Annotated in this window: 11 protein-coding genes; all 11 read left to right on the top strand. The window is 55.4% G+C overall.

Going from position 1 to position 12,730, the window contains the following annotated elements; translation table 11 throughout:
• Nucleotides 1-113: 113 nt before the first annotated feature.
• The 11 genes from J2T60_RS09455 to J2T60_RS09405 all read left to right on the top strand — a co-directional run bounded on the left by J2T60_RS09455 (nucleotide 114) and on the right by J2T60_RS09405 (nucleotide 12,702).
• A complete protein-coding gene (locus tag J2T60_RS09455) occupies nucleotides 114-392 on the top strand; it encodes a BrnT family toxin (protein WP_253448952.1) in 279 nt (92 codons plus the stop codon).
• Nucleotides 389-682, top strand: coding sequence for a hypothetical protein (locus J2T60_RS09450; protein WP_253448949.1), 294 nt, complete (start codon nucleotides 389-391; stop codon nucleotides 680-682). The genes J2T60_RS09455 and J2T60_RS09450 overlap by 4 nt, the downstream gene beginning before the upstream one ends.
• Nucleotides 683-891: 209 nt before the next feature.
• Complete coding sequence (locus J2T60_RS09445; protein ID WP_253448946.1) at nucleotides 892-1,173, top strand: helix-turn-helix domain-containing protein; 282 nt, start codon at nucleotides 892-894, stop codon at nucleotides 1,171-1,173.
• The gene (locus tag J2T60_RS09440; RefSeq protein ID WP_253448943.1) at nucleotides 1,170-2,408 is read left to right on the top strand and encodes a type II toxin-antitoxin system HipA family toxin; all 1,239 of its coding nucleotides are present in this window, start codon (nucleotides 1,170-1,172) and stop codon (nucleotides 2,406-2,408) included. Before J2T60_RS09445 ends, J2T60_RS09440 begins: the two co-directional genes overlap by 4 nt.
• A gap of 342 nt (nucleotides 2,409-2,750) precedes the next feature.
• Nucleotides 2,751-3,644, top strand: coding sequence for a UTP--glucose-1-phosphate uridylyltransferase GalU (gene galU / locus J2T60_RS09435; protein WP_253448940.1), 894 nt, complete (start codon nucleotides 2,751-2,753; stop codon nucleotides 3,642-3,644).
• A 53-nt stretch (nucleotides 3,645-3,697) separates the two neighbouring features.
• Nucleotides 3,698-5,287: a glucose-6-phosphate isomerase gene (gene pgi / locus J2T60_RS09430; protein WP_445376059.1), complete on the top strand. Its 1,590-nt coding sequence runs from the start codon at nucleotides 3,698-3,700 to the stop codon at nucleotides 5,285-5,287.
• Complete coding sequence (locus J2T60_RS09425) at nucleotides 5,284-6,837, top strand: coiled-coil domain-containing protein (protein WP_253448934.1); 1,554 nt, start codon at nucleotides 5,284-5,286, stop codon at nucleotides 6,835-6,837. Before pgi ends, J2T60_RS09425 begins: the two co-directional genes overlap by 4 nt.
• 50 nt (nucleotides 6,838-6,887) lie before the next feature.
• On the top strand, nucleotides 6,888-8,921 hold the full coding sequence (locus J2T60_RS09420) for a hypothetical protein (protein ID WP_253448931.1): 2,034 nt from the start codon (nucleotides 6,888-6,890) through the stop codon (nucleotides 8,919-8,921).
• A 39-nt stretch (nucleotides 8,922-8,960) separates the two neighbouring features.
• Nucleotides 8,961-9,971 carry a hypothetical protein gene (locus J2T60_RS09415; protein WP_253448928.1) on the top strand — a complete coding sequence of 337 codons (1,011 nt, stop codon included), beginning with the start codon at nucleotides 8,961-8,963 and terminating at the stop codon, nucleotides 9,969-9,971.
• 20 nt (nucleotides 9,972-9,991) lie between these two features.
• Nucleotides 9,992-11,629 carry a glycosyltransferase family A protein gene (locus J2T60_RS09410; protein WP_253448925.1) on the top strand — a complete coding sequence of 546 codons (1,638 nt, stop codon included), beginning with the start codon at nucleotides 9,992-9,994 and terminating at the stop codon, nucleotides 11,627-11,629.
• 50 nt (nucleotides 11,630-11,679) lie between these two features.
• Nucleotides 11,680-12,702, top strand: a complete 1,023-nt coding sequence (locus J2T60_RS09405) for a phosphotransferase (RefSeq protein ID WP_253450807.1) — start codon at nucleotides 11,680-11,682, stop codon at nucleotides 12,700-12,702.
• Nucleotides 12,703-12,730 lie beyond the last annotated feature (28 nt).

The following is a 12,730-nucleotide window of genomic DNA, read 5'->3' as shown; positions in this document are numbered from 1 at the left end:
AGCGGATTTATCCGCGATCCAGAGCCATCTACCCTGTGGGAGCAGCGTCCGCCGCGATCAAGCAAATCACTCGCCTGATGACAAAAGGCATCCATAAGGGCTAGACTTCCCCTATGAAAACCCTCACTTGGAATCCAGAGAAAAATCGCTGGCTACTCCAGGAGCGCGGGGTCGCATTTGAAGATGTTGTCTATGCACTGCAGTCCAATGGATTGCTGGATGACCTAAAGCATCCGAACCGGGAAAAATACCCCGATCAGCGCCTAATGGTCATTGAATTGGATGGATATGCCTGGCTCGTTCCTTATGTGGAAAATGAATCGGAACTATTTTTGAAAACGATATTTCCCAGCAGGAAGGCAACGCGAGACTACCTCAAGAGGCAATCATGAGTAACACCAAGCTCGACAAAGAGGAAAAGGCCCTTCTGGAAGCCTATGAAGGCGGTGAATTTGAATCAGAACTCGACCAAGCCCGTGCCGGGGAACTTGCCGAGATCGCTGAAGCAACCGCCCGAAAGGATCAGCGGATTAATATCCGCATCTCCAGCCGGGACCTCATGCTTCTCAAGCGTCATGCCTTGCGGGAAGGGCTGCCGTACCAGTCGCTCGTCGCCAGCATCCTTCACAAGTACATTGCCGGCAGCCTCAAGGATGTGGATACCAACAACAACCAGAATTAACCCTCAATCCTCCCCACGCCTGTGGGAGGGCCATTCCTGGCCCGACAACCCCAGTCAATCCCACCCCCTGTGAGAGCGGCGTCCGCCGCGATCAAAGCCGCCACCGCCGTAGGAGCGGATTCATCCGCGATCACCCTCTCTAACATCCCTATACCCAGAAAAAGCAAGAATCCTTGCAAAAACCCAAAAAACCGCAATAATATTTGCATATGCAAACCGCCACCGAACAAACCCTGCAAACCCTGGCCCGGCAACTCGGTGCCAACCTGCGCGCCGCCCGCAAACGCCGCTTTCCCGGCGATACCCAAAGCGATTTCGCCCGCCGCATCGGCGTCTCCCACTACACCTGGCGCAAAATGGAAAAAGGCGACCCCTCCGTGGCCATGGGCAGCTACCTGCGCGCCGCCCATCTCCTGGGTCTGGCCGAAGCCCTGGTGGCCGCCTTCCACCCCCCCGAACCGTCCCTGTTTGACCGCAGGAGCGGCCCATGAGTACCGCCAACCGCCTTGAGGCCTACACCCTATGGCTAGCACTGCCGGACGGCCACTGCCGCCCCGTGGCGGAGTTCCTGCTTGAAACCGACCCCCGGGGCCGTCATCGACGCTCCGGCCTGCGCTATCTGCCCGCCTGGCTGGATGCGCCCGAGGCCTTCCCCCTCAATCCGGTACACGCCCCCCTGCAAACCGAGCCCCGGGAATGGCTTGGCCCTGAACTCCCGGCCGTGCTGGATGAGGTGCTGCCCGGGCAGTGGGAACGTCAGCTGCTACGCCATGCCTGGAACCAGTCAAACACCCTACGGGATCCGGGCGATCTGCATGCCGTACTCTCGGCACCGCGCAGCAGCTTCCGCCTCGGTGCCATGGAAATACTGCCCGGCAATGCCCAGCCGCCGGCCCTCAACAGCCCGCTATCCCTGTCCGACCTTGAAGCCTTGATCCTGGACGCCCGTGCCGTGGAAGCCGAGGCCTTTCCCGAGGCGGCCGCGCTCAAGCGACTGCGGCAAGGCTCCTCGGCCGGGGGCGCCCGTCCCAAGGCGCTGATCCAGGACGGGGGCCAGCCATGGCTGGCCAAGTTCAACCGGGCCGACGACCCCTTCAACCATGTCCGGGCTGAAGCCCTCTGCCTGAATCTGGCCGAGCGCGCCGGCCTCCAGATCCCGGCCCACCGGGTCATGCGAATTGGCGAGCTGGAAGCGCTGTTGCTACACCGTTTCGATGTGAACGAGGCCGGCGGGCGCTACCACATGCTCTCGGCGAATGCCCTGCTCAAGGACCCGGAGACCCAAGCCGACCTGGCCCATCCGCGCTATGACGATCTGGTCGAGCTTATCCGCCACCATGGCGCCGAACCCGCCCGGGACTTGAAACGGCTTTATGCGCAGATGCTGTTCAACGAAGCGATCAACAATCGCGACGACCACCTGCGCAACTTCAGCTTTCTTCAGGGGGAGGGCGGCCTGCACTTGTCACCGGCCTATGACCTGGTTCCCTCGGAGGCCCTTGGGAGCTGGCCCGTACTGGGTTTTGGCCATCAGGTGAGCCTTCCCCGGCCGGGCAGCGACAAGGCCCTGGCCGCCGCCCGCCATTTCGGCCTGCCTCCCACCGAGGCGCGAGAAGTGAATGAAGCCCTTCGCCACGCCTTCAGCGATCTGCCCCAGGCCCTTCAAAACCTGGACCTCAGCCCAAAGGACCAGGCTCTTTTCAAACGCCTCTTCTGGACACCCTAAACCAACCCTCCCCCCCACCCCGTAGGAGCGGATTCATCCGCGATCATGACCGGAATCCGCCTCCTCCCTCGTCACGCAACGCTTCGGGCCAAAGCCCGACCACCCCACACAAATGACTTAACCCCAACCCCGGCATTTTGCAACCAAATTCCTAAAGATTTATTGCATTTAAAACAGTATCAGCTTTTAGGGGTGTGCAAACACAACACCATCTCCTATACTCACTGCCCGCTTACAGGGAGCAGGCCCTGCAGAGCATTCATTAAACATAAACTTGTTGTTTTTTAGGGACGGCCCAGACCGCACCCCGAGGGAACTGGCAGGAAGCCAGGGGAGCACACTATGACAAGCACCATCCGCAAAGCCGTATTCCCGGTAGCCGGGCTCGGCACCCGTTTTCTCCCCGCCACCAAGGCCAGCCCCAAGGAAATGCTGCCCGTGGTGGACAAGCCACTGGTGCAGTACGCCGTGGAAGAGGCCGTGGAAGCTGGCGTCGATACCATCATCTTCGTCACCGGCCGCAACAAGCGCCCCATCCCGGACCACTTCGACCGCGCCTACGAGCTGGAAAACGAGCTCAAGCTGCGCGGCAAGGAAGACAAGTACGAACTTGCCCGCAACGTCATCCCGGATCACGTGGACTGCGTTTACATCCGCCAGGCCGAAGCCCTCGGCCTCGGCCATGCCGTGCAATGCGCCGAGAAGATCGTCGGCAACGAGCCCTTCTATGTGGTGCTCGCCGATGATCTCGTCCACAACGGCGGCAAGGGCTGCCTTGCCCAGATGGGTGATCAGTTCGACGAACTCAGCCACAGCCTCATCGGCGTGCAGCAAGTCCCCGAAGACCACACCAACAAATACGGCATCGTCGCCGGCGATGCCATCACAGACCAGCTGCGCCGCCTCAACCGCATCGTGGAAAAGCCTGAGCCCGAACAGGCCCCCTCAAACTGGGGCGTCATCGGCCGCTATGCCCTGACCCCGCGCATCTTCCACCACCTGGCCAACACCGGCAAAGGCGCCGGCGGTGAAATCCAGCTCACCGACGCCATCGCCACCCTGATGCTGGAAGAAGCCGTCTATGCCTACAACTTCGAAGGCAAACGCTACGACTGCGGCGACAAGCTGGGCTACCTGGAAGCCACGGTGGAAATGGCGCTGGAGCATCCGGAGCTGGGCGAAGATTTTGGCGAGTATCTGGATCGCTTCCTGCAGCAGCAACGCAGCGCATCCTGAGGCCTGATATGGCAAGCACAGTAGGACAATCCTCCCCGGCTGCGGAAGGCTGGCTGGGGCTGGCCGCGCACTGGCGTGGTCGGCATTTGCGCCAGATGTTCGCCGAGGACCCTCATCGTGTAGAAACCTGGCGGCGTGATGCCGCCGGCTTGAGTGTGGATATCTCTCGCCACTTCATTGACCGCGAATCTCTCACACAGCTCCTTGGCCTGATTCGGGCTCAGGGCTGGCCCGGCGCTCGTGAACGCCTGTTTGCCGGAGAGCCGGTCAATCACACCGAATCCCGCGCTGCCCTGCACATGGCCCTGCGCGCCTCCAAAGACCGCGACTGGCGTGCAGAAGGTGAGCCCGTTTCGGAGGCCATTTGTCATGAACTCAAACGGCTCGAGGCCTTCACCCGGCAAGTTCACGCAGGCGAGTTGAAAGGCGCGACTGGAAAACGCTTTCGCCATGTCATCAATATTGGTATCGGCGGTTCCCACCTTGGCCCGGAGCTGGTCGTCACTGCGCTGGACACCGCGCCTGAGGCACCCGACGTCCATTTCCTCTCCAACGTTGACCCGGCCCAGGCGCGCCGCGTACTTGCTCCGCTGGACCCGGCCGAAACCCTCGTCCTGGTGGTCTCAAAGAGCTTTACCACCCGCGAAACCCTGAGCAACGCCAACCGCGCAAAGGCCTGGCTATGCGAGGCCCTGGGCGAGAAGGCCATTGCCCGGCATTTCGTCGCCATCTCTACCAACGCCGAGGCCGTGGCCCGTTTTGGCGTCGCCCCAGAACAGCAGTTTGGTTTCTGGGATTGGGTGGGCGGGCGCTACTCTGTTTGGTCAGCCGTTGGTCTTGCTGCCATGCTGCACTTGGGGCCGAAAGGCTTCCGTGAGCTTCTCGCTGGTGCAGCCGACATGGATACGCATTTCGAAAAAGCGCCTGATGAAGACAACATTCCACTTCTGCTTGGTCTGATCGACGCCCAGTACATTTCTGCCTTTGGCTGGCATAGCTGGGCTGTGATCCCCTACTCAGACCGACTCAGACAGTTGCCGTCTTACCTTCAGCAGTTGGTGATGGAGAGCAATGGCAAGGGTGTCGACTCCCGGGGCAATCCCGTTTCCGCGTCTAGTCCCGTCTTACTCGGCGGCACCGGAACCGACGCCCAGCATTCCTTTTTTCAGATGTTCCATCAGGGGCCTAATCCGGTCCCTGTGGATTTCATTCTCGCCCGAGAACCAGACATTCCCGAGGAAATTGAGGCTCATCATCAGTTAGTTGCCAGCTGCCTAGGACAGATGGCAGCACTCGCGAATGGCCGTGAGCCGAGTAGTGACGCAGTCATGGCTCCCCACCAGGCTTGCCCCGGGAACCGGCCCAGCGGCTTGATCCTGATGGATCGCGTCACACCCCGGAACTTGGGTGCGCTTGTTGCTCTCTATGAGCACCGGACCTTCGTTCAGTCGCTCATATGGGGTATTAACCCCTATGACCAGATGGGGGTGGAATTGGGCAAGCAGGTTGCAACGGGCGCCCTAGGAGCTCTTGACTCGGGTCAGACGATGGGCGATTTCGCCAGGGACCGATGGCTGAAAGAATTTCCCGGGGCTGCGCCGTTCCGTGTCCCTGGCCAAAACCGGGGTGGTCATCAATCATGAGCGGCAGCGACCCTATGCCTCCATGTTCGATGCCGCCCGACCGTTGTGGCGCGAATCCGCCTGATACCCGGATCCATCTGATAGGCGTTACAATGCCCCAATCGATGGAGACCTTTGGAGAAGCAGGCATGTCCGGGGCACCTGAAGCAGAGTCCAGCACCCTCATATCATCCCAGCAGCCTGAACATATGCTGCTTTCAGTCTGGCCGGTAGGCGAGTTCAGCCGTGTAAGCCAGGTTTTATCACAGGCTGGCGCGGTGCTCTCTCAAGTACCCCCAGGTGGCACAGCCTTACCACCGCTCGACCCCGATGCGCGGGACCCGGTTATTCTGAGCAACGATACAGAAGAGCCGACTCCGACTGTGACCCGGGTTATGAACGAAGGGGACAGTGTCCACGCCCTTTTTGTTGTGGAAGGCCCGGTGGCGTACATCGCTCGCGCCTTGCACGCAGGCGAGCAATTGGAGAAGGCTGCTGACAATTGGCGAGCACAGGCTGAATCTGCACTCGCTCAAATTAATCAATATCGCTTGCGCTGCCTGACCGTCCAACTTGAGCAGGTTCTGGCTGCCCCCGAGACCTTTACCAAATTATTGACTAGGCGGTATGGCCTGAATTTGCAGGCCGTAGAAGCGCCAGAAGCAGGCAGCCCCGAAACTGCTCTCTACAGCATCCTCGCCGCCCAGCATGTAAATCAGGAACCCGAAATATCCGATCTGGCCCTGGAGCTGGAAGCCAGTGCTTGGCCTCTGACGGAAGACCCTGATCGTAGCCGTGATCTGGATATCCGTGCGGCGGTAGAGGCCTATCGCGGCGGCAGCCGGGAACTGGAAGAGTTTCGCAAGCAGTACCGGGAGCTGGAAAGCCTGCGCAGCGAGCGGGAAGAAATGCTCGCCCAGCTCCACAAGGTACAACTCGAGCTTGAGGAACACTTCAACGCCCTGAACAAGGAACGGGCCTCCCACGAAGCCACCCGAAAAGCGCTAAAAAAAGCCAAAGAAGGTGATGTAAAAGCCCTTGAGACTCGGCTCGCCGAGGCCGAGAAGGCAAGAGACCAGGCCCTTGAGCAGAAAGCCGAATCGGAAAGCTCCTTAAAGGAGATCCTGGCTGAACTCAAAACCGAACGTTCCCAGCACGAACAAGTACAGAAACAGCTCAAGGCACTGGAAACCGCTCAGCAAGGCAAGGAACAGAGCAGCAAGGAGCGCGAGCAACTGGAGGCCAGAATCAAGGACCTCCAGCAGGAAAACGAAACCATGCTCGAGCAACTCCACAAGGTCCAGCTCGAGCTGGAAGACTACTTCCTGCGCCATAGAGACGAGGCCACCCGTAACAAAGAACTCACCAAGCAGCTCAAGACGCTGAAAGAGGATGTCAGTAAAAGGGATAAACAGATTGAGTCCCAGAAAAAGGCGGCCAGCCAGAATGCTCGGGCGGTTCATGATCTAGAATCTGAAATCACCAGTCTCAAGCGCTCGCGTTCCTGGCGCCTTACCCGGCCCGTCCGAGCAATCGGCCGGATACTCCGGCGGCTGAAAGGTCGAAAGTGACTCGGACCTTCACCCTTGCGCTCATCACTTAATAACATTTCGGATGAACCATGCTTGCTAGCAAAAACCTAATTCCAGACCTTTCGGGCAAAAAGCCAGGTGTGTTGATCCACCTGGGGGCAGGCCGTGGACGAGATCTGAGTGCCTGGCGCAGCGCCGGTTTCCAGCGCGTGGTCCTGGTGGAAGCGGACCAGGTCCGCGTGGCAGACCTCACAACCCTGGCCGAGAGCATGGACGATGTCTCCGTGCTGGATGATGCCGTCTCCGCAAAAAGCGGCCAGGGCGAACTGCATGTACTCAATTACCCTGATGCCAGCAGCCTCCGCGAACCCGAACGCCTGCTTGAACTCTTCCCCGGTATCCGCACCCGCAAGCGCGTCCCTCATGCAGTTACCGGCATTGATGAACTGATAAAGAGAGAAGCCCTTGACGCCGAGCAGTTCAATGCCGTGGTCATTGAAACGCCCGGCGAAGAATGCGCCATTGTCGAAGCGCTGATCGAAAGCGAAGCCATCGAGCAGATCAGCCACCTGATCGTACAGGCACCCACGGTACCGCTCTACGCAGGTGCCAGATCGATCAATGAGATCGAGCAGCGATTGCTTGATGCGAATTACACGCTCAGCACAACCGACGAAAATACCGACCCAATTCGTCCCATAAAAAGCTTCCAGCGGGACCTCGCCGCCCTGAAACTGCGAAAGCTTGAGAAGCAACTCAAGCGCGAGAAGAGCACCAGAGAAAGTCTGGAGACTCAAGTCGAAGAGACCAAGGAAAGTGTTGGAGCGCTGGAGGGCAAATTAAAGGAATCAGAAAAACAAGCTGAGCGCCTTCAAGCCGAGTTATCCGCGTTGCGACAAGAGCGGGAAGACAGCGCCCAGAAGCTGGCGGAGCTAAAGAAAAAAGCCGAGCAGGCTAGCAAGTTGGAGAAAAAGCTTGCCGAGCACGAGTCCATCCGCAAGGAGCTCGAGAAAGTCCAGGGTGAGCTAAAAAAGACCTGGGTCGAGCGTGGTCAATACAAAGAGCAGGCTCAGAATACCTTAGCGGAAGCCAAGGACGCCAAAAAGCGTTGCGAGCGCATTGAGGAAAAGCTCCGTGAAGCGCGTGAAGAAGCGCAGCGCTTCAAGACTGAGGCGCAATCACAGCCCGCAGTTGGTGAGGAACTCAAGAAGCTTCTGGAAGCCCAGTCTGAAAAGTTTGAGAAAGTCGCGGCTGAGCAGAAGCAGACTAGGGAGGCGATGGAAGGGCGTGTCCTCAATAAGATCGTATCTCGCATAGATAATTCCGCGAAGCAGGTAGAGTCTTATATCGGGCTCAACGCCTTTATGGAGAGTGGCCAGATATTGCCTGACCTCCACGGATGGCCGATATCACCTGACCTGGCACTCTATTTGATGCGCCTAATAAATGATCGAGATTACGACCTTATCGTTGAATTTGGCAGCGGTAGCTCGACTGTACTCATGGCGCATGCGGTTGCTCAAAAGATGCGATCGGCTGGCATGGAGGATGTTAGTGCAAGTCGCCGTGAGCTCAGCCACCATACTACGACTGCAGACCCCAGGTCGGAGGGGTTGAGTTCAGGGGTGCCCACTCATCAGGTTGCAAAGGAGTTGGCTCGCGCAGATGTCATGCCTCGAATTGTCGCATTCGAGCATATGCGAGAGTTTTATAAGAAGACAGCTGAGAATCTCCAGCGTGCTGGTTTAGCCGAGTTTGTAGAGCTTGTTCATGCCCCCCTCATGGACTTTAGAAGCGGCAATGGGGAACAGTATCTCTACTATGACTGTGAACAGGTGATCCAATCTCTTGCTCATCGCATGAGTGATCATCCAGTAAAGATTCTCTGCCTGGTTGACGGCCCACCCGGAAAAACCACGAAAAACGCACGGTATCCTGCATTTCCCGTGATCATGAAAGGATTCGCGGGCCATCAGGTCGACTTTCTTATGGATGACTCAAAAAGGGACGACGAGGCTGCTGTGCTTAACTTGTGGGAGCAAGAGGCAGATCGACGCGGATTGAGCGTTTCGAGAACCGAATTGGCCTTCGAAAAAGGCGCGGTCCTAATGGGCGTCGAATAACACTAGGACGGAAATCTGAAAACACGGAATGAGTGAGCTATGAGTCAGACTCTCGAAGCTGCATATGAATTAATGCGAATGGCGCGCTATGACGATGCATTGGCGCAATATCGAAAAGCACAAGCTCAAACACCAGAGCTTGCGCATCTGCTCGACTATAATATTCGCCTCTGCGAGGCCAGAAAAGCCGGCGAGGCTCCCGAAGCCGGAGCGATCGAGCATCAATCTTCTCCTCAGATAGATGTGACTCTCACAACAATCAGCTCCAGGCTGGATCGTATTATCCCAGTCTTGCATTCATTGAGTAATCAAAGCCTCACTCCCAGGCGGATTGTTCTGTATCTCTCGGAAGATCCACGCCTGCTAGATAATGGGGTGAGTAGAAAAGACCCTCGCTTAGGACCGATCCGCAAAATGGAGCGGGTCGAAATTAAGTGGACCAGGAATACGGGCTCGTATCGGAAAATTGTTCCCTATGTGGAAGAGTGTGCCGGAGAAGAATCTGCCAGCGGCCAGCTGTTCGTCACTGCAGATGACGATACGCTCTATCCTTACTATTTTCTCGAGCGTCTATATCAGGAATACCTCAGGTCCAAGTGTGTGGTCGCATTCCGCGGGCGAAGAATGTGCTTAGCCGAGAATGAAATTGCACCCTATTCTGAGTGGCAACTAGGCGTTCCAGAACCGAGTTTTTTGAACGTCCCCACCGGGAAAGATGGGGTGATTTATTCCACTAGCTTCTTTACTGATGAGTTCATGGATATGGGTGGTGCGCTAGACGCTGCGCCTACGGCCGATGATTTGTGGATAAAGTGGCATACGGCATTGAACGGTGTCCGATCGATTGTCCTACGCCCAAAGGCAGCTACGTCTGATTATGAGAGCTTCCCTGTGGTCGACTACTCGAAAGAATATCGTGACGTAAGTCTTTATAAAGCGCATAACTCAAGCGGTAGTGGAAATAAAAATGACGATGCCGTAGGAGCCTTGGAGAAATATTTCTCTGCAAACTACGGATATTCCGTCCTTGATGTTTGCAAGGCTTTGTGATTGGCATCGTGGGGGAGCGATTGAGTAATTTACCTGATTTAGTGCTGGTTGTTGTTCAGGACAGGCCGATTGTCTCTGTCGACCGTGTTTCGGTTTCGTTACGTGCGTTACGGAAGCGGTTTAATTTAGGTGTAATGTTTTCTTTCTCTGGCCCTAACGCCTTTTTTGAATCAGATGTTGGGGAGAGGCTGTTCAGCCAGGATTTAATTGATCGAGCGTATATTTCAGATCAGCGTGGTCAGTTTATGTCGGATACGCTTGAATGTGCTCGCCGGGAAAACGCCCGCCGTTTGGTATTTTTGAAGTTGAGCGATCTTGAGAATCGCTGGCCCTTCTTGATTCGCGATCTTATTGATTTTGGCAAGGCTGGCGACCCATCCGGTATCGTTCATGGTCGGGTCTCCGTTTCTGTAAGAACAGATGATTTTCGGTCCGATGAAGATACCCGTTCCGCTGTTTCCGCAAGCCCCATGCTGCAGGGTGCTGCTGAAGATGTGTCAGAATGTCCAGTCCTATTCGTCACAGATACTGGTTTGAAAAGGTTTGGAGGCCTGAGTGAATTTCAATCCTTGCCTTTCCTGGTTGGCGGGCTGCCCGTATCAGAATTCAAAAGTATCTTATGTCTTGAATCTGGTTTTAAGGAAAGTAGCGCTAGTCAAAGGGATTGCCCGCAGGAAAATCGTCGGCCCGGTCGATTAGAACTTGCAGATGGCGGCGAGCTCATCGTCGATATTCAGCCGATAAGCTCCAGCGTGAAGTCCTGCGATCAGTTGGATGGTCCGTGGAGTGTTCCGAGAATGATCCTCTCTGTTCGCAAGCTTTCAAGGCCGCTCTGGAGTGACGCGTCCCATGGCGTGACTTTCGCTATGTCGAATCACAATAAAGAAGAGCATTTGTGTTCTGCGCTCTATTCGGTGGCTATGCAGACTTATCCTGAGTGCAAAGTGGTCCTGATAGATGACTGTAGTACGGATGGCTCAGTTGATGTAGCCATGAAGTTTAAAAATATGTTAGTGGATCATTTGTTCCTGACAGTTCGGCGCAATGAGCAAAATATCGGAACATATAGGATACGCAATTCAATAATATCGAATGAAGTTAAGAACGATGGCGTATATCTTGTAAATGATTCTGACGATTTTAGTGTATCTCAGCGAGCAGCTGTGCAGTTGAGTTCCTTGGATATACCTCGAGTCGAAGTGACGTTCGGCGATATTGTTCGAGTGGACGGGGACTTTCGTTTGCTACCGCTTGATGGAAAGGCCGATCGATATGGCACAGCCTCTCTGTGTGCACAAGCGGATGTGCATCGGATTTACGGATACTATGAAAACCTTTGGAAGAACGCTGATACCGAATTTATTGAGCGTGTTAAGCATTTTGGGGGGCGTGGTTCTGTTTGGTGGGAAAGGTACCCGGTGCTTTTTCAGCCATTTACCGGAAAGAATCTTACGGCAGATATCTACGATGTGACGGAAGGTAGAATAACATCGGATCTTTCAAAGAGGGAGTTGCACCGAGAGTTGTTTCGTAGCCGCCATCGGTCCTTGTCTCTGGAGCAGCTGCCTGATGTTTATCCGTCCGAGGGTCAAAGAATGCCAAAATCCTATCTAGCTGAATTGAATGAGCTGGTAGCGGAGCAGGGTGATCAAGGGTGATTGTGTATGCCGTTCCTTCTAAATTTAAATTGTAAGAGAAATAGTTCGTGATGGATCCAGTCAAAGCCTTAAGGGTTTCCGCTAATCGCACCCGCAGAAAAGCAGAGTTTGAAAAGTACGTCTCCGCAGTAAGAGATGACTTTGAGAGAATGTCTCGTGAAAGAGAGTGCTTTGATAATCTGAGGATCGAGCCGAAGACAGGGGGATCTGCGAATATTTATACCGGCAAGGTTTATGGTTGTGACACTCTCAAGTTTTTGAAGGTTGTCGATGGCAGTAAGCGGGCAGAAGCGAAGCTATTCGAAGATGTTGAAAAAGGTAATGTTAATCCGCGTGGCCAATTATACAGCATGGTTGTTGCGGAGAGAGTCATTTGCTTTGAAGGAAGGATTTACCTATTTTTTCCTTGCTTGGAGGACAATCGGTTGAATGTGGATCCCGGTGGCAGCTGCCGGGCTGTGCCGCGTCTCGTTATCGATGCGGTGGCCGAATTTCATAGCGCCAATCCTTATCGGGACAACGATCGAGTCAGTGTGCCTGTTCTCGATAAAGGGCGTGGACTAAAAGTTCCGGCGCTTTCAACCTTAGTAGATGTCTTCGGCGGCGCGAGTCGCGCATCGCTCCGTTCTTTGTGGGAGCGTCTGGATGTTGTTTCTCGGAAATGGTCTGTTGTTTCCGAGTATTTGTCGAGCCTGCCAATGGTCCTGACCCATGGCGATTTCAATCATTGGAATATCTCAATTGACTCGGACGTCGTATCTTTGCGCGACTTCGGGAGGGTATTCTATGGGCCCGTAGGATATGAGTTGTATTGGCTTTATTACTATATTGCGCGTGGGTCGAGTGGAGGCGAGGCTGCTTTGGCTCGATATTGGTCGGAGCTTTGTAGGTCATCTGGTCTCAAATATGACGCATTGTCGTTTTCAGATGTGAAGGCAGCGACATGTGCCGCATATGTTGAAAAGTGGGCGCCGGTTAACCTGAATGTGAAATCGACTCATGATCTCGAAAGGCTTACTGATGTAGTCGCAGCAGCTGAGCAGCTGACAGATCAATTAGGGGAAAGTGAGTGATTGGTGGAACTGTGGTTGGCCTGGACTT

This window comes from Natronospira proteinivora (genome assembly GCF_024170465.1).
GTDB classification, from domain to species: domain Bacteria; phylum Pseudomonadota; class Gammaproteobacteria; order Natronospirales; family Natronospiraceae; genus Natronospira; species Natronospira proteinivora.
Note: the sequence above shows the minus strand (reverse complement) of the source record. Positions and strands in the feature narration are given on the sequence as shown.